This is a genomic window from Calothrix sp. CCY 0018, from assembly GCF_963920925.1.
Classification (GTDB): domain Bacteria; phylum Cyanobacteriota; class Cyanobacteriia; order Cyanobacteriales; family Nostocaceae; genus Rivularia.
This window is the reverse complement of sequence record NZ_CAWUDI010000001.1, coordinates 290362-307224: the sequence shown is the minus strand read 5'-3', so window position 1 is coordinate 307224 and position 16863 is coordinate 290362. Positions and strand designations below refer to the sequence as shown.

The 16863-nt window shown below is 36.9% G+C and carries 16 protein-coding genes and 1 pseudogene; 9 read left to right on the top strand and 8 right to left on the bottom strand.

Annotation, left to right across the window (positions count from 1 at the left end; all coding sequences use genetic code 11):
• From ACM03V_RS01350 to ACM03V_RS01335, 4 genes are all read left to right on the top strand, one after another.
• Complete coding sequence (locus ACM03V_RS01350; RefSeq protein WP_414618942.1) at positions 1-1275, top strand: sulfite oxidase; 1275 nt, start codon at positions 1-3, stop codon at positions 1273-1275.
• 67 nt (positions 1276-1342) lie between these two features.
• Entirely contained in the window at positions 1343-2131 is a 789-nt protein-coding gene (locus ACM03V_RS01345; protein WP_414618941.1) for a sulfite exporter TauE/SafE family protein, read from the top strand.
• Between the two features lie 167 nt (positions 2132-2298).
• Positions 2299-2514 (top strand): hypothetical protein, encoded by a 216-nt coding sequence (locus ACM03V_RS01340; RefSeq protein WP_414618940.1) that lies wholly within the window; start codon positions 2299-2301, stop codon positions 2512-2514.
• A gap of 156 nt (positions 2515-2670) precedes the next feature.
• Complete coding sequence (locus ACM03V_RS01335; protein WP_414618939.1) at positions 2671-3441, top strand: SDR family NAD(P)-dependent oxidoreductase; 771 nt, start codon at positions 2671-2673, stop codon at positions 3439-3441.
• A gap of 84 nt (positions 3442-3525) precedes the next feature.
• Here the strand turns inward: ACM03V_RS01335 and ACM03V_RS01330 are convergent, their stop codons facing one another.
• The 3 genes from ACM03V_RS01330 to ACM03V_RS01320 form a co-directional block, all read right to left on the bottom strand.
• Positions 3526-4257, bottom strand: a complete 732-nt coding sequence (locus tag ACM03V_RS01330) for an SIMPL domain-containing protein (RefSeq protein ID WP_414618938.1) — start codon at positions 4255-4257, stop codon at positions 3526-3528.
• Positions 4258-4317: 60 nt separating this feature from the next.
• Positions 4318-4479, bottom strand: a complete 162-nt coding sequence (locus ACM03V_RS01325; protein WP_414618937.1) for a hypothetical protein — start codon at positions 4477-4479, stop codon at positions 4318-4320.
• A gap of 138 nt (positions 4480-4617) precedes the next feature.
• A complete protein-coding gene (locus tag ACM03V_RS01320; protein ID WP_414618936.1) occupies positions 4618-6027 on the bottom strand; it encodes a serine/threonine protein kinase in 1410 nt (469 codons plus the stop codon).
• A gap of 287 nt (positions 6028-6314) precedes the next feature.
• Here ACM03V_RS01320 and ACM03V_RS01315 point away from each other — a divergent pair, with 287 nt between their 5' ends.
• The gene (locus tag ACM03V_RS01315) at positions 6315-7421 is read left to right on the top strand and encodes a DUF262 domain-containing protein (protein ID WP_414618935.1); all 1107 of its coding nucleotides are present in this window, start codon (positions 6315-6317) and stop codon (positions 7419-7421) included.
• Positions 7421-8065, top strand: a pseudogene (locus ACM03V_RS01310) (MAE_28990/MAE_18760 family HEPN-like nuclease). Before ACM03V_RS01315 ends, ACM03V_RS01310 begins: the two are co-directional and overlap by 1 nt.
• A gap of 76 nt (positions 8066-8141) precedes the next feature.
• Here the strand turns inward: ACM03V_RS01310 and ACM03V_RS01305 are convergent.
• From ACM03V_RS01305 to ACM03V_RS01295, 3 genes are all read right to left on the bottom strand, one after another.
• Positions 8142-8462, bottom strand: coding sequence for a YdhR family protein (locus ACM03V_RS01305; RefSeq protein ID WP_414618934.1), 321 nt, complete (start codon positions 8460-8462; stop codon positions 8142-8144).
• A 209-nt stretch (positions 8463-8671) separates the two neighbouring features.
• Positions 8672-10357 (bottom strand): SulP family inorganic anion transporter, encoded by a 1686-nt coding sequence (locus ACM03V_RS01300; protein ID WP_414618933.1) that lies wholly within the window; start codon positions 10355-10357, stop codon positions 8672-8674.
• Positions 10358-10738: 381 nt separating this feature from the next.
• Positions 10739-12064, bottom strand: coding sequence for an ATP-binding protein (locus tag ACM03V_RS01295; RefSeq protein WP_414618932.1), 1326 nt, complete (start codon positions 12062-12064; stop codon positions 10739-10741).
• Positions 12065-12404: 340 nt separating this feature from the next.
• On the opposite strand from ACM03V_RS01295, the gene ACM03V_RS01290 reads away from it, so the two are divergent.
• Positions 12405-12626: a hypothetical protein gene (locus ACM03V_RS01290; RefSeq protein ID WP_414618931.1), complete on the top strand. Its 222-nt coding sequence runs from the start codon at positions 12405-12407 to the stop codon at positions 12624-12626.
• Positions 12627-12683: 57 nt separating this feature from the next.
• On the opposite strand, the gene ACM03V_RS01285 is transcribed toward ACM03V_RS01290, so the two are convergent.
• Both ACM03V_RS01285 and ACM03V_RS01280 read right to left on the bottom strand, forming a co-directional pair.
• On the bottom strand, positions 12684-14012 hold the full coding sequence (locus tag ACM03V_RS01285) for a tellurite resistance TerB C-terminal domain-containing protein (RefSeq protein WP_414618930.1): 1329 nt from the start codon (positions 14010-14012) through the stop codon (positions 12684-12686).
• Between the two features lie 167 nt (positions 14013-14179).
• Positions 14180-15493: an ATP-binding protein gene (locus tag ACM03V_RS01280; RefSeq protein ID WP_414618929.1), complete on the bottom strand. Its 1314-nt coding sequence runs from the start codon at positions 15491-15493 to the stop codon at positions 14180-14182.
• 153 nt (positions 15494-15646) lie between these two features.
• Here ACM03V_RS01280 and ACM03V_RS01275 point away from each other — a divergent pair, with 153 nt between their 5' ends.
• Complete coding sequence (locus tag ACM03V_RS01275; protein WP_414618928.1) at positions 15647-15964, top strand: TMEM14 family protein; 318 nt, start codon at positions 15647-15649, stop codon at positions 15962-15964.
• A gap of 132 nt (positions 15965-16096) precedes the next feature.
• The gene (locus tag ACM03V_RS01270; RefSeq protein ID WP_414618927.1) at positions 16097-16273 is read left to right on the top strand and encodes an MGMT family protein; all 177 of its coding nucleotides are present in this window, start codon (positions 16097-16099) and stop codon (positions 16271-16273) included.
• The last annotated feature ends 590 nt before the right edge of the window (positions 16274-16863 follow it).

Sequence of the window (16863 nt, the reverse complement as noted above, 5' to 3'; positions counted from 1 at the left end):
TTGAGCAACAACGACTTTGATCAAGATGATTATTTGCAAGCAAGGGTTGATGAATACATCTGGCAAGAAAGCAGAAATAATGGTTTATCTCGCAAGCGTTTTCTACAAATTTTAGCCAGTATTGTAGGAGGAACAGCTATTGGGGGGTTGGCTATACCTGCATCTGCTCGAAGTCAGCAAAAAACTAGCGTTAAAAGTAACGGCAGTAAAATCATTAAGCCATTGCCACCAGGATATATTTCTCACACCAGTGGCTCGTTAGAGATGAACTGGGAAGCAATGTATGGACGCGGTTATATAGTTCCTAATGATTGGTTTTACGTCCATAATCGCAGTAAACCAAAGGCAATTGACCTTTCTACTTGGCGTTTGCGAGTTGAGGGTACGGGTATTGATACACCCCAAGAGTTTACTTACGATGACATTCTTGGAATGCCGTCAATTTCTGTTACTAGTGCCATAGAGTGCGCTGCTAATGGTCGAATATTCTTTGAAGAAGTTTACAACAAGCCTTTTTCTGGAACCCGTTGGAGGCTGGGTGCTATTGGTGTCGCTGAATGGACTGGGGTACCGCTTGGCTTATTATTAGAGCGGGCTGGGCTGAATAAAAATGCCGTAGATGTAAAAATTCAAGGTACAGATATAGATTCACTCGATTCAAAGGGAACGAAATCTAAATACAGCTTTGTAGTGCCAATTGCCAAAGCCAAAATGGATAATTCGCTGATAGTGTATGCAATGAACGGCGAACCCCTACCCATAGATCACGGTAGCCCATGTCGAGCCATATTTCCTGGATGGGCTGGAAACGCCAATGTTAAATGGATTGAGCAAATAGAAGTTTCTTCTGCACCTATATATAGCGAATGGATTACTAAGCAAGCATTTCTCCGAGGCTCAGACTATCCACCGGAAGGTAAATTAATTACTTCCCAAAACGTTAAGAGCGCTTTTGAATTGGCTTGGGCTGCGACACTTAGTGCTAAACCTTACCTGCTGCGGGGACGTTCGTGGTCTGGAAAAGGAAAAATTGTCCGCGTGGAAGTTAGTTTAGATCAAGGTAAAACTTGGCAAAGGGCACGATTGCGAGAACCAAATTTACCCTTTGCATGGGTGCGTTGGGACGTTGATTGGAACCCAACTCCGGGGGAATATTCTTTGCAAGCTCGCGCTACAGATAATTTAGGCAACACTCAGCCTTTAACAGTTCCTTGGAATGACAAAGGATTGCTTTATGGAGGTGTTGTTAGTCATCCAGTAACGGTAGAAGGTTAGGGAGTAGGGAGTTTTAGAACAACATTTTTAGCAAATATTTTACAAAATACTGAGAAAATACTTAATTATGATTGATTTTGTGTGGTTGATTTTGGCAGTTGGTGGCTTAATTAGCGGAATGATATCCGGATTATTGGGAATCGGTGGCGGTATTCTGACAATTCCGTTGATGGTTACATTAGGTTATACACCCGTTCAGGCGATCGCCACAAGTAGCCTTTTTATTGTAATTACTGCAATTTCTGGAAGCGTACAGAATTGGTTGATGGGTTACTTAGATTGGAAAAAAATCATTTATTTAGGAATTCCAGCCTTTTTAACTACCGGAGTTGGAGTATATTTTGCTAACCAAATTCCTCCCCATATCATCCTTTTTACCTTCGGAATTATACTACTGGCTAATATTTATCTTATTGACTTACGCAAGCAATTAGCTGCTGTGGAAGTAGAGAATACAGAAGTATTACTATTTAACCCTGTGGTTTCTAGAATTGGTACCGGAGGCTCGGCCGGAGTTTTAGCCGGTTTATTTGGTTTGGGTGGCGGTACAATTATGGTGCCGATGCAAATGTTGCTTTTAAAAGAAGAAATTAAAGTAGCTATCCAAACAAGTCTTGGTGTTATTGTCATCACAGCTTTAGTTGCCTGTATCGGACACACATTAAAAGGAAATATTTTGTTTATTCCAGGTATAGTTTTAGCTTGTGGCGGTATTTTAGGAGCGCAGATAAGTACTCGTACATTGCCAAAGCTACCAGATTCTACTGTAAGTCTTGTACTGCGTATCTTCTTAGGAATGCTATCAATCTATATATTTTGGGAAGCTTGGATAAATTATAAAATTATTGATATATAAATGGGATATAAAACTAACACCATCATGATACTTTTTTGTTTGTAATAAGGGCATTTTTACTTATTTTATTTTAAGCACCCGCATTGCTTATAAACCGCTATAAACCGAAAAGTCAGTAGCGTAAACTATAATTATCTACTACTTAATCTTACTTTTTTTATTAGATAATGACTTACTTCTTATTCCTGACAATCGGCTTTGCAATTATTTGGTTAGCGATAAATATTAAAGAAGAAGTTCTCCGTATATCCACCGTTATCATGGGAACTTTACTTTCAATTTGGGGTTTTTCTTTAAGCCCCACACCTTTTCAAGTCGCAATTGAAGTTGTAGGAGTAGTATCCGTGTTTTCTTTTTGCGTACAGTGTTGGAGTAAGGATTAGGATGGGGGATGGGGAGATGGGGAAAATTTAATATTATTAACTCTTAACTCTTAACAATTACCAATTACCAATTCCCAATTCCCAATTACCAATTACCAATTCCCAATTCCTAAACTCAACAGTTAATCTAAATATCAAAACGGATTCTTATAGATAATGTCAGTAATCGAAGAAATTAATCACGCAAATGCTTTAATTGTCGGTGCTAGCCAAGGGATTGGTTTGGGTTTTGTCAAAGCTTTATTGCAAGATAATAGTATTACTAAAATTTACGCTACCTATCGCAATGCTGCCAATGCTAACGAATTATTTTCATTGCAAAGCGAATATTCTCAAAAATTAGTTTGTCTTTCAATGGATATTACTCAAGAGTTACAAATATCCGCAGCAGTAGAAAAGATAAGCGCACAAACAGACAAGCTGCATTTAGTAATCAACTGCGTGGGAATTTTACATGAAGGTGAAATGCAACCCGAAAAAAGCCTGCGGCAAATTAATCCCGAACAATTGATGCGCTATTTCCAGGTAAATAGTATCGGAGGAATTTTATTAGCCAAACACCTACAGCCTTTATTTAAACATCAAGAAAAAAATATTTTTGCCTGTATTTCTGCGAAGATAGGCAGTATCGGCGATAACCGTTTGGGTGGATGGTACGGATATCGAGCATCGAAAGCAGCACTTAATATGTTCATGAGAACTACGGCAATCGAATATAGCCGAAGATGCCCTAAAACCATTGTCGTTACCTTGCATCCCGGCACTACAGACACCAATCTTTCACAACCCTTTCAACGCAACGTACCCCCAGAAAAGTTATTCCCCATCAAGCATACGGTTAAGTTATTGCTCGGTGTAATTGCAAACTTGAAACCAGAAGATAGCGGCGAGTTTTTCTCCTGGGATGGTAGCCGGTTGCCGTGGTAGGGGGATGGGGAGATGGGGGAGAAATTACCAATTACCAATTCCCAATTCCCAATTCCCAATCCCCAAAGCTCAATTCTCAACTTCTCATACGGAAACAGGAGCATAAAGAATATCCAAAGCAACGCTCGCTTCTACTGTTTGGGAACTGCCAAGTATCGGAGTTGTTGCATCACTTGCTACGCTTGCCTCAAAGAGGGGTTGAGGAAAAGGATTTGAGGCACCAAGTGATAAAATCTCAATGCCAACAATTTCTTGGGAAACTAAATTTAAAGTATCAAAGACAGTCTGAGCCTCGATTAGAGCTTGTTCCACGGCTTGAGTAAGTGCCTGTAAACGTGCCTGTTGCAATGCTTCATCTGAGGCTGAGAAGCTGATATTTTGCACCACATTTGCACCTGCTTCAATAGCTGCATCTATAGCGGCTCCGGCTTCTTCATTTGGCAACTCAAAGGAAAGCGTGTTGCGGGCTTCAAAGCCAGTTAATGTTCTGGTATCGTCTTCAAAGCTATAGATTGGAAACAATTGAACTGAGGTGGTTTCAAGTTCTTGAGCATCCAAGCTTTCTAGTACTTCCACTACATTTGCTGTCTGCCGAGCTGCTTGCTGTTGAGCTTCGGCAGCAGTTGCAGCCTGTACTTCAACTCCCACATCAACTGTAGTAATGGTAGTGGGAACGGTTACTTCTCCAATGCTTGTTACCTTTAAGATATTATTAATACCGTCTGTATCGGTAAAAGTAATGCCACCAGTCAAAGGATCGCGACTTTCTAAAGCAGAACCATTCTTACTGAGTAAAGAATCGTTACCTGCAAGCATCTTAATTTATCCCTGTTTTCGTATTTTGATGCCATAGTATCATCTGAGCGATCGCCTTGATCATGGAAATAGGATATATCTTCCATAAGAAATAGCCGTAGGGAATAGGCAGTAGGGAATAAGTAAGTCGGCAGAAATAAAACCAACTATGTAACGAAAAGTAATTTGCTCGAAACGGCTGGGATTGCGTCGTCGTGCCTCCATTCCCGGTGTAGGGAACACTCTTACCTATGTCCTACGGACACGCTGCGCTAACGGGCATACTTCGTGAACGTGAACGCTGCGGACAAAACACAGTTATGTTTAATTACGCTCACCTACTTAGGCAGTAGGCAGTAGAGGTAAAGAAGATTTCTAAAATTAATCAGATTTAACGATAGGTACTACTCGACGTTGAAAGGGTAATTTTAACGAATCGCTAAGTTCTTTAATCAGCCAATCTACTTCCGTTTGAGTGATTCCGGTAAGTTTATATTGTTTATTCCCAGCCCAAATAATGATTGCGGGTGAAACTTCTTTGTATGAGATATTTCCTCTTGAATTTTGTTTCTGTTGAATAAAAGAATTAATGTATTCCAGCTTAAGTATATTTTTGCGGAAAGATGGTTTGGTTCTCTCGTATTTTGCACCGAAAAGTTCATAGCTCAAATAAATTTTCTTTTGATTAATAACTAATCGAGTTCTTCCAAATAATTCAAAGATAAATTTTACCCAATTAATAGCTCCTGAGCAAACAAGCATTAGCGAAAAAATCCATCCAATCAGCGGTATATCCCACAAAATCATGACAACAAATAGTCCAATAAAAGTAGATACTATGTTGTGGGTTAATTTTCCTAACGAAGTAAAATTCCATCCAGCTTCGGGCTTAATAATTTCGACTTTTTCAGCATTTTTATGGAATAAAATTTTGGTATCAACTGGTTTAATCGCAAGATGATTTGCAAAGCTGAGATTAACTACTGGCTCTGGGTTTTGTAATGTTTCTAATGCTATTTGTGCCGAGTTAAATCTTTTTTCTTGACTGGGTTCTAATACCTTTTTCAACCAAGCTGTAAAATACGGACTTAATTGGGTTTTATCTTCAAACTGAATTTGTAAATCTTTTTGAGGGAAATCTGCTGGATGAATTCCGGTTGCCAGATAAATTAAAGTTGCTCCCAGACTATATAAATCGGAAGTGGGAACAGCACGCCCACCAAAATGTTCTGGTGACATATAACCGTAAGTTCCTACAACAGTTAAAGTACCATTTTCCACAACGGTAATATTTTGTACCGAACCGAAATCCACTAAATAAACTTCACCAGCGCTATTCCCAGAACGGTTTGTTAGTAAAATATTGCTGGGTTTGATATCTCTATGAATAATCGAAGGTTTGCGTTGATGTAAATGAATTAAGATATTTAAAATATTCTCGGCAATTTCTTTTAATTGTGCTTCGTCGAAAGTGCGTCCGTTTGAAACTTGTTCTTCTAAAGAGGTTGCATCGATGTAGCTTTGAACTAAAGCAAAACCCTTAGTGTCAGGTGAATCAACGTCAAAATAATCGAGATATTCCGGAATTGCAGGATGAGATAGATTTTTTAAAATTTGTGCTTCTCTCTCAAACAGTTTTAAGCTATCCCATTCAAAATCGCGATCGAGTTTGAGCAATTTGACGACGACTAAATTTTGAGTTTCTTCGTCAAGCGCTAAATAGGTGTATCTTCCTGGTTTTTTGCCAAGTTGCTTTTGAATAGAGTAGCGGGAACCTAAATCACTTTTCATGTTTTTTATACAGAAATTCCACAGTCTTAAACCCTGCTTTAATTTTAGCTCGTTCAGAAAAAGTGTGGATTCTTGCAGCATAGGACTTGTGGCAAAGTCTCAGTCCACTAATTCGATTTAAGTAAGGGTAAAAATTGATGTTGAACGGGTAATTCTAACCAATCGCTAAGTTCTTTTAGCAGCCAATCAGATATTAGCTAAACTTTCTTTTGTTAGCGATAGAATAGTTAAATATCACTCTTAAGAAGTAGTAGTTGTACAAATAGCATTTTAAAACATTTGAAATCATGCCCCTGCAAGAAGAAATTGACAAAACAAGGCAAGAAATTCGTACAGATGGATACTCAATGTCTATTGGTGAGTGGATTAGCCTTTATCAAAATGATGAGATTGATATTCATCCCGATTTTCAAAGGTTTTTTCGTTGGTCTGACCATCAAAAATCAACTTTTATAGAGTCAATTCTTTTAGGAATACCAATCCCACCAATTTTTGTCAGCCAAAGAGATGATGGTGTTTGGGATGTTGTTGATGGTGTTCAAAGATTGTCAACTATATATGAATTCGTAGGTATTTTAAAAACAGAGGAGCAACAGCAAAATAAATCAAGTGTAGCCTTACAAAAAACTACCTACTTACCTTCTTTAGAAGGCAAAAAGTGGGACGATCCAAATGATAAAGACAATTCTTTTAACCAAGCACAACGTTTATTGATTAAGCGAGCAAAAATTGCAGTCAATATCGTTGAAAAAGAAAGTGATGAAATGGTTAAATATGAACTATTTCAGCGATTGAATACAGGAGGAGCAATTGCTACACCTCAAGAAGTAAGAAACTGTATCCTTTTGATGTTAAATAAAGATTTATATGAATTGATGCGATCGCTTGCCGATCATGAATCATTTATAAGTTGTATAGCTCTCAGCGACAAGCTTTATGAAGAGCAGTACGATATGGAATTAGTATTACGTTTTATCCTTCTTTTTGATAAAGATGAAGGAAGTATTAAGCAGTTGAGGGGAGATGTCAGCGTTTTTCTTACAGACGGAATTCGTCAAATGGCTATTAGTAAAGAATTAGATTATAGCCATATAGAGAAAGCTTTTAAAACAACCTTTGATGTTCTGAATGAAGCTTTGGGTGATGATAGCTTTAAGAGATACAAGCGTGAGCAAGATAGATTTCTTGGAGGCTTTTTATTATCAGCATATGAAGTAATAGCATTAGGAATTGGATACCATTATCAAAATCCACCTCAAAAAACACAAATAGTTTCTCAGATCAAAACTATTTGGTCAAATTCAACTTATCAAGAATCGTCGGGAGCAGGGAAAAATGCTGCGAGACGTTTACGTCATCTTATTCCTCTTGGTAGAGAGGTATTTTCTCCCTAATGAAGGTTAGAACTGCTGAGGAACTGAATGATAAGCTGTCAAAGGATCTAATTTGGCGAAAAAAAGAGCTTTCAGAAGTTAAATCTTTGATAGAAACTAAAACTTTTTCTTCTTCAAAGCACAAAGCATTAATTCGGAGTGGGATATGCCTTCTTTACGCTCACTGGGAAGGTTTTGTTAAATTAGCAGCAAATTCCTATCTAGAATATGTCAGAATGCAAAAACTTTCCTATGAAGAACTTGCGAGTAATTTTTTAGCTTTAGCTATGAAAGAAAAGCTCAAAGAGGCAAAAGATACAAATAAACCTTCATTATATATACCTGTTTGTAATTTTTTTTAAGACGAATTAAATCAAAGATGTAAGCTACCGGAAGATGTAATTTCTACTGCATCAAACCTCTCTTCTGAAATTCTTAAAGAAATAACTCATATTCTGGGAATCGATTTTTCACCCTACTCTACAAAATCCGTATTAATAGATACTAAGCTTTTAAAAAAAAGAAATGAAATTGCACATGGCGAATATTCGATATCCGATCGAGAGGAGTATATAGAGTTACACGCAGAAATTATATCAATGCTGAATATATTTCGTAATCAGATAGAAAATGCAGCTATTAATAAAGACTATATGCGAAATTGACTGTTATCTAATCGAAAAAAATCTGTTTTTATAATTACTACATACCTCTACCAAAGAAATAACGAAAAAACCTTTTTCACTCAGCGATGTAGAAAGGAGAATTCATCCCAATATTAGCCTCTCCAGTAATATCGCCATCGAATATTTTGACACTAAGATTTCCATTAATTTGCGAAGCGAATGGAATCAATAATCCATCAATATAATTTTGTGCGTTCTCTACAGAATCAAATTCATAAAAACCCCCTACAGTATTGGTTTTAATCCCGCTTAACCAAGTTTTGGATTTCAATCCGGGAAATTTTTTCATTTCTAGATTGATGGATTTCCAATCAATTTGATTGAAAGGAATAGATACTTGATACTCAGCATATACAAATACTTTATTTGCTGACATTTTTAGTTCAACCCTGTATATTATGATAATTATTTTAGTTCAAGCTTTGGAAAATAATATAGAAGAGTTGAGGGAGTAGGGAGTCGCAACATTTGTAAATTAGTAACTAAGATTATTTATTAGTTTTCCCTGTTCCCTGTTGCCCGTTACCTATTCCCTACTTTTCGACAATTTAATTAATATCACTGAGTACCGCGATAACCCGCGCATTACACCTCATTCGAGTTTACATGACGCTGATTAACAATATTCATTGCTTTTTCTAACGCTTCCAAACGTGTATTTACTGGATTTTGTAATAATACTCGTCGTAAAATTGGCAATCGTCGTAATCTGCCTTCTACTATGCCGCTAGCCCCTATAAGATAAACCGTTCGCCGTTTCTCATATGCTTCTTTGACAATATTTTCTATAGCTAAAGTCGCTGTTACTCCCAGATAAGGTACTTCGTTAAATTCTAAAATTAATACATCATAATTTTCTACAATCGACATTTGCTGCGAGATTGCTTTTGCAGCACCAAAACTCATTGGGCCGCCAAGGTGAAATAACAAAATACGACCTTCCCCTCGGCTTAAAATCTGTTCTTCTGAAGCAGTTAAACCCAATTTACGATGATTTCCATCAGGGGTTGTTATTGCTCTAACTTCCTTAGCTTGCAAATCGGTTAAACGTTTGATAGTTAATAGATTTGCACAAAATACACCGACGGCTACAGCAGTAATTAAATCAACAAAAACCGTCATAAATAATACCGCGTACATTAATCCAGTAGCCTTCATTGATATTTTATGAGCGCGTTTAATAAAGCTCCAATCGATAATATCTATACCAACTTTGATTAAAATACCTGCTAAAACTGCATTGGGAATATTTTCTGTTAATTTTCCCGCACCTAAAACAATTACTAATAATACTATTGCGTGAACCATTCCCGAAATCGGAGTTTTCCCACCAGCACGGATATTTATAACGGTTCGCATTGTTGCACCAGCACCCGGTAATCCCCCGAATAAACCAGCGAGTAAGTTACCGATTCCCTGTCCAATTAATTCTTTATCAGAATCATGATTTGTGCGAGTAATATTGTCTGCAACCAAGGAAGTTAATAGCGAATCGATAGATCCCAAAGTTGCCAGCATCAAACCATAACCTACCATATCTCGCATTTGAGTTAGTTCAAATCGAGGTAATTGCGGTTTGGGTAAACCCATCGGAATTTTCCCGATGACTGGAATACCACTATCGGGAAATATCAAAACAGAAATTAGCGTACAAACTACCAACGCTAATAAAGGTGAGGGAATAATTCGATTTAGTTTTTGAGGGGAACCAAATACTATAACTAACGTTAGAATAGACAATCCCACAGCGACGGGATTGGCATTATTGGCATATTCAGAAAATTTTTGCAGCGATTCGACAACATTTGCAGAACCTTGATGTCCAAAAAAAGGTCCAATTTCCAGAAATAAAATAATAAATCCAATCCCCGACATAAAGCCGGAAATTACAGTGTAAGGAATTAAAGTGATATATTTTCCCAACCGCAGCAATCCGAAAAGGATTTGAAATGCTCCTCCCATCATCACCACGGTAAAGGCGATCGCCACACCTGTTGTTCCTGGATTTCTGTTGACAAAGGTAGCAAACACTGTTGCCATTACCACCGTCATCGGACCTGTAGGGCCAGAAATTTGGGATGGGGTTCCACCAAATAAGGCTGCAAAAAAACCGATGAGAATAGCACCGTAAAGCCCCATAATTGCACCATCTTCTGGTGAAACTGAAACCCCAAACGCTAGTGCTAACGGTAAAGCAACAATTGCAGCAGTTAAACCACCAAACAAATCTCCGCGCAAATTCCTAAAATTTAAGCCGTGAACAAGTTGCATAGAGATTACGAGTTATAAAATAGGCATTGAGCATTGGGTAACAAGTATTTAAACCTTTTATGCGAAGTCAAAGTCTACACTTACATCTTTTTAATTGTGTTGACTACCGAATAAGCTGAGTAATTAAGATAATTACTCAAGGCATGATTGTTTTTTTTTACAATCATCAAAGGTTTCTAAATTCTTTAATATAAATCTATTCATTTATACAATAAAATCCTATTTCGCTATAAATTTGAATAAAGTCTATAGCGAACAAATTTATTATCTATTTTTGTTATAGAAAATACTTTTAAACTAAAAATTAGGTTTATAAATTCTCATATAGAGTTATAAATAATATTCAGTTTTTGTTAAATAGCCCAATACCAATTACCCAATCTACAAACTAAATTCTGCAACACCATCTTCATCAACCTCTGTATCTGCACCTACCTTACTGGGCTTAAATTCAGAATCATGAATTATCTGACTTAAAGTCATTTGCGGGTTTTGATGCAAGATATTTAGGATGCTAATAAAATCGCGGACAATTTCGCCGGGAGTCAGTAAAGCTTCAGCCCCCAAACGGTTAACAATCTCTGTGACAAACTCTTTCAAATCAGTTTTATTTAAAGCTTTTTGATAATTGTAGTTAAGCGCGTGAATGTCAGCTAATTTATCTAATAAATTCAAAATTTCTGACTCACTCAAAGGATTAAGTTTGATTGCTGGGCCGTTATATTCCTGTACTCCAGCTTTTGCAACAAAACGACTTTCTTTAGTACGTCTTCGCCAAGCTGAATCGGAAAATAATCCCCGATTTGGATCTTCTAAAAACTTCACCGTTCCACCCACAATCACCCCAAGATGTTCGGCTTTACACTGCATTACATCATTGAAAATTGCTAGCAGTCTACTGTAGTTTTTCTGGCGACTTGCTGTAGGAGAAATTTGATATAAATGTACTGCTTCATCTAACAAAACCAAAAGCCCTTTGTAGCCAATTTCCGCAACAAATTTGGCTAATAACTTAACGTAGTCATACCAACTTTCATCGTCGATAATTACTCGTACTCCCAAAGCCGTTTTTGCTTCAGTCTTAGTATTAAATTCTCCTCGCAACCACTGCAATGCAGCATTTTTTAAATCGTCATCATCCAAACGATATCCTTTCCAATAAGCAATAATTACGCTACCAAAATCAAAACCGTGGACTAAATCTTCTATCTGTTGAACTACTTCTCTAATTTTCTTTTCTACCGTATCGTCAAAACCCTCATCGTTGGGCTTCATCCCGCTTTCTTTTACTACTTCCTGCTGAATTTTATTAATCCATCCTTCCAAAATCGAAACAAAAGCACCACCATCGGGACGAGTTTTTGTAGCAAGACGGCTCATCAATTCTCGATAAGTAGCCAAACCTTGATTATTACTTCCGGCTAATCGTCTTTCTAAAGATAAATCCGCATCGGTAACAACAAAACCCAACTCCATCGCTCGATTGCGAACAAGTTGCAGTATAAAGCTTTTACCGGAACCATAATTACCAATTACAAACCGAAATGCAGCTACACCTTCGGCAACATCTTCGATGTTTTGCAAAAGACTTTTTAGTTCTTTTTCCCTACCTACGGCTACGTGTTCCAATCCAACCCTGGGTACTACCCCCGCACCCAAAGAGTTAATTAAAGCTGTAGACACTTTTTTAGAGATTTTAGGCTTCATGCGATTTTAGATTTTAGATTATTGATTATCTGGTTGGATTATTAAATTCAATAATTGTAGGGTGTGTTGCTTGCTGCGCGCAACGCACCATCATCGTTAAAAAGTAATCATAATAATTTGAATATTTCACTACTCAATCCAATCATAAATTACAAAGAAAGCGGCAATCACCAATAAAACTCTCTTTAAGTAGGCAAAACTGCCCTGGGTAGAGTAAAATTAATAATTTATTATTTTTATACCGAAAAAAGTGATTGAGATACTTGGTGAGTTTTTGCTAGGGGCTATTGCCTGGATATTGGCAGAACTAATATTTTACAGGTTTTGCTATTTTACGGGTATGCTTCTGACTCCCTTGGTAACTTTTGGGAAATATTATCCTGGTAATGTGATTAAAAACAAGGAATTGCGTAAAGCTCACAGAGCTAAAGGAAATAAATTTATTTATGTAAAAGCTAAGAAGAAGTATCTAAGTTTTGAGACTGTATCATTAATTGGCATGACATTTTGGGTGATAGCTTTAGTTGTGGCAATGATATTCTTTATATTTTCGGCTAGCTAATTGAGTATAAGATTAGTTTTAGTTGAAATCAAAGAATTCAGTTTAATCTTGATAAATTTATTTAGAAGGCTGTTTGCTTTTCGCTTCTTCAGACACAGCAATCAATTTTTGAATATTCCGCTGATATTCTTCATAAATTTCGGGAATATCATTGCTCGTTGAAATTATTAATTCGCCAATTGTATCAGCCGCGCGTTCGTTGATAGAATCAATTAACAAATTTGGCATTGTGATATTTGTTTCAGCTATCTTCTTAATTGTAGATTTAACTTTTAGTTGCTTTAATATAGCTTTTAATACCTCAATTTCATATTCTGGTAAACTTTCCAGAAAATCCGTCCATTCTTTGGATAAACCTGGCGATTTACTCGATGTTTTCTCTGCTGGTTCAATAGAGATAGTTTCTATCAAATCAGCAAAAGGAAATTCTTCTTGTTCTGTTTCTTCTTGGGCTTCTACTTGAATAACAGGTGGCTGCGGATTCAGGTTTTCTAATTGTTGCAGTAATTCCCAAACCTGGTGTTGCAATACGTCTCTTTCTGCTTGAAGTAATGAAGTTTGTCCCTGCAACTGTTCTAACTGCTTACTTTCTTCTGCTTTCTGAGCTTTTAATAATTTTAGATCGGCTCTTAATTTTTCTTGTTTTTCGTTTCTACTAGAAAATAGCTCAAGAGAGTTTTTCTGTTCGTTTTCTAATTCTTGAACTTGTACCCGCAATTCATGTAGTTTCTCTTCTAACTGAGGCTTTAATCTATTTAATAAAGTTAAACTATTTTCTAATTCTTCCTGCTCCTGAAGAAGTTCGCCAATTTTTGCGTGTAATTGAGTTATTTCAGCTTTCGAGACACTGCAATTTAACTCCAAACGCCGCTTTTCTGCTGTAATATTAGTAAAAGAATTGTCAGCTTCTTGTTTGGATTTCTGTATATTCTTAATTTCATTTTGTAAATTAATAACTTCCGACTCTAAATGCTTCTTCTGAAGCGCAAAGGTACTTAATTCTCGGTTGAGTGAATCTCTTTGATTGCGGCGATCGCTCACTTGATGTTGCAGTTGTAAGAATTCAGTGTGCAACGCACGACGTGTAGCTTCTAATTGATGAATTTCTAAGTTAATACCGTGTTCTATATTTTCCAGTTCGTGAATTCGCTTATGAAAGGAATCTATTACCAATGATTCATAGTTTCTACGTTTCTTTTCTGCTTTTTTATCTACAATAAATGTCGCCGTGTACGTAGCAAGTATAGTTATGATACCCGTAACAAAGGCACTATAAAAATTCCACCAGGTGAAAACTAAAGTCAACCCGAAGCTCACCCCGAAGGCAACTATACCTATAATAAATCGATTGCTGACCATATCTTGCGCGTCGCTTGTTTTTAGCATAGTTCATTTATCAAAATATGTTATGTGTATCAAACCTCACATAGATTTTTTAACACCTCGATGCAATTATTTTACTTATCGACTTAAATATGAGTATAAAAGAATAACTAATAAGTCAATATATCTACTTAAAGATAATATTTATTTATATTTATTTATATTTATTTCTATTCTTCTGTTTCGTTTTGAGCAATTGTGTTTTCTGCTCTCAAAAAATCTACAAATTGTCGTGCAGTTCTTCCGGAACGTCCGTTATGACGAGTTGCCCATTGCAATGCCCGATTATTTAGTTCTTCTGTACTAATTTCAATGTTAGTTAATTTAACCAAATGTCGGACAATTTGTAAATAAGCCTTTTGAGAAGCGGGTTCAAAAGTCAGAGTTAAACCAAAGCGATCGCTAAATGAAAGTTTTTCCTGTAGGGTATCCCAAGAGTTAACTTCGTCGGCATCTTTGGGTAATGGTCTATCTGCAAAAAATTCTCGAATCAAATGACGACGGTTAGAAGTTGCGTAGACTACAACATTTGTCGGTCTTGCGGTAATAGTTCCTTCTAAGACAACTTTAAGAGCTTTGAAAGCATCGTCATCTTCCTCGAAGGAAAGGTCATCAACAAATATGATAAATTTTTGTGGCTTATTCCGCAGATATTCAACTATTTGTGGTAAATATTTCAATTCAGACTTTGCAACTTCTATCAATCTTAAATTGCGGTGTGCGTATTCATTTAATAAAGCTTTGACTAAAGAAGATTTACCGCTACCACGACTACCGTAGAGTAAAACGTTTAATGCCAGTTGTCCTGACAACAAAATTTCGGTATTTTTAATTAAAGTTTGCTTAGGAGATTCATAAGCCACCAGTTCGCTCAACTTTACTTTGTCAGGATAGCGTATACCTTCTAATTCTCCCTGCTGCCAGCGGAAAGCTTTATATTCTGCGAAGATCCCCGTACCATATTGCCGATAAAACGCTGTCAAATCTTCCACGGCATCAGTCCAATCTGACAAAGTTCGTAATTTTTCTATCAGCGGTAATTGTTCGTTGATTTCTATTTTTTGCTGTTCTGTATACCATACTACTGGCAAAATGGGTAGATGGGCAACAGACTGCACCCATTCACCAAGAGTTGCAACGCTGCATTCATGAAAGCTCTGCAAAGCCCGTAAATCGTGTTTAGCTGCTGAAATTAAAGCAGTCGGTAAATTTTCTAATCGAGAGCGATCGCTAAAAGGATTTTCTGAAGTCAAGATTTGAGAAATCAGATATTCTTCCCAGTTTTGATTTTTAGTAGCCAAAATTTTAAAAAAATCGCCGTAAGCCTGAAGACAATCTCGTGCTTCAGCATTAGGGTAGCGTATAGCCTGCAATAAGTTAAGAAAAGCTTTACCTACTTCCCCTTCAAACACAGACTGGTAAAGTAAAAGAGAAGCTGCTTGACGCTGGAGAAATTGAACCGATTCGATCGCTTGATTATTCATTTATTAAAAGGAGTAGGCAATAGGGAATAGGGAATAGGGAACGGGGGAGTAGGGAAGACAACTTCGAGCAACTGCCTCATGGAAATGAATGGCTGTTGTTAATTTTCCTTCTACGCCGAGGACAATAACTGCAAATCTACACAGGTTTTAACAATGCAAAGTATTATAGCCGCTAGTTTATACGGTATTTTATCAATTATCGGTGGCATCATCGGTTACAAAAGTGCAGGCAGCAAGGTTTCTTTGATAAGTGGAACAGTCAGCGGTTTATTGCTACTGGTTGCTGCTTACCTGCAATTACAGGGACAAACTTGGGGTCTAACTATATCGCTTATTCTTACGAGTATTTTGGTAGTTGTTTTTGCAGTTAGACTCGGCAAAACACGTAAATTTATGCCAGCTGGATTAATGGTTTTTTTAGGTCTGGCAGCATTAATAGCGATGTTTTCTCAATTAGTTTTTAGTGCTTAATTAGTTCGTAGTAGCGCTTTAGCGCCTCCGGATTCCGGAGGCGCTGTTAGCGGAGCGTGCCCGGAGGGCATAGCGCTACTACAAACCTATTAAAATCAATATCGCGCAATACTATTTAATAATTCCTTAAAAATGTCTAAATACGATCTGATTTATAAAACTGTTCGCCAAATTCCCTGTGGTAAAGTTGCTACCTACGGACAAATCGCGGATTTAGCAGGAATTTATGGTAAAGCGCGTTTAGTTGGATACGCAATGTTTCAGGTAGATACAGCTTCTAATGATATTACGAGGGCATCGAATCATTAATGCTAAGGGTGAAATTTGCTATTCAAACTTGCGTGAAGGAGGAGATAGGAAGCAAAAGCATTTGTTAGAGCAAGAAGGAATTGAGTTTAACTCGAAAGGGAAAATCAATCTAACTCAGTTTCAATGGCAACCTAAATTTGACGAGGAGTTAGGAGTGGGGAAGTAGAAGTTAGAAGTTAAGAGTTAAGAGTTAAGAGTTAGTTGCTAATCATAATTTCTTCCGCTCTACTTTCTCTCCCTATTGCTAATTAATTCGTTATTGCAAATAATTATAGGTATCGAGATTTTTTAAATGGTTTTTATTGGTGAGAACATCGCCCTAAAGGATTTTTGATGAAGTTTTGATTTAGTTGTAATAAATTTTTTCTATAGCAATAAAAGTACAACTTATCTAGCTTTTCGTCGTGGGGTAAATGTATAGTAATGTAACAATATGAAAATAAGATGCAACTATTCCGCTATTGGTAATGGTCGAAATTTGATGATTTTGCGTAGAATTTAGGTTATAGAGGATTGTTAATAGTTGGGCAAAAAATTATTAGCCTACGCACAAAGAAAAATATTTATATTCTTCCGGAAACTATGCAAAA

What these genes read in the sequence shown, in the direction of transcription:
- ACM03V_RS01345 (WP_414618941.1), top strand. Translation starts at nt 1,343, where the DNA reads ATGATTGATTTTGTGTGGTTGATTTTGGCAGTTGGTGGCTTAATTAGC.
- ACM03V_RS01340 (WP_414618940.1), top strand. Translation starts at nt 2,299, where the DNA reads ATGACTTACTTCTTATTCCTGACAATCGGCTTTGCAATTATTTGGTTA.
- ACM03V_RS01335 (WP_414618939.1), top strand. Translation starts at nt 2,671, where the DNA reads ATGTCAGTAATCGAAGAAATTAATCACGCAAATGCTTTAATTGTCGGT.
- ACM03V_RS01330 (WP_414618938.1), bottom strand. Translation starts at nt 4,257, where the DNA reads ATGCTTGCAGGTAACGATTCTTTACTCAGTAAGAATGGTTCTGCTTTA.
- ACM03V_RS01320 (WP_414618936.1), bottom strand. Translation starts at nt 6,027, where the DNA reads ATGAAAAGTGATTTAGGTTCCCGCTACTCTATTCAAAAGCAACTTGGC.
- ACM03V_RS01315 (WP_414618935.1), top strand. Translation starts at nt 6,315, where the DNA reads ATGCCCCTGCAAGAAGAAATTGACAAAACAAGGCAAGAAATTCGTACA.
- ACM03V_RS01305 (WP_414618934.1), bottom strand. Translation starts at nt 8,462, where the DNA reads ATGTCAGCAAATAAAGTATTTGTATATGCTGAGTATCAAGTATCTATT.
- ACM03V_RS01300 (WP_414618933.1), bottom strand. Translation starts at nt 10,357, where the DNA reads ATGCAACTTGTTCACGGCTTAAATTTTAGGAATTTGCGCGGAGATTTG.
- ACM03V_RS01295 (WP_414618932.1), bottom strand. Translation starts at nt 12,064, where the DNA reads ATGAAGCCTAAAATCTCTAAAAAAGTGTCTACAGCTTTAATTAACTCT.
- ACM03V_RS01290 (WP_414618931.1), top strand. Translation starts at nt 12,405, where the DNA reads ATGCTTCTGACTCCCTTGGTAACTTTTGGGAAATATTATCCTGGTAAT.
- ACM03V_RS01285 (WP_414618930.1), bottom strand. Translation starts at nt 14,012, where the DNA reads ATGCTAAAAACAAGCGACGCGCAAGATATGGTCAGCAATCGATTTATT.
- ACM03V_RS01280 (WP_414618929.1), bottom strand. Translation starts at nt 15,493, where the DNA reads ATGAATAATCAAGCGATCGAATCGGTTCAATTTCTCCAGCGTCAAGCA.
- ACM03V_RS01275 (WP_414618928.1), top strand. Translation starts at nt 15,647, where the DNA reads ATGCAAAGTATTATAGCCGCTAGTTTATACGGTATTTTATCAATTATC.
- ACM03V_RS01270 (WP_414618927.1), top strand. Translation starts at nt 16,097, where the DNA reads ATGTCTAAATACGATCTGATTTATAAAACTGTTCGCCAAATTCCCTGT.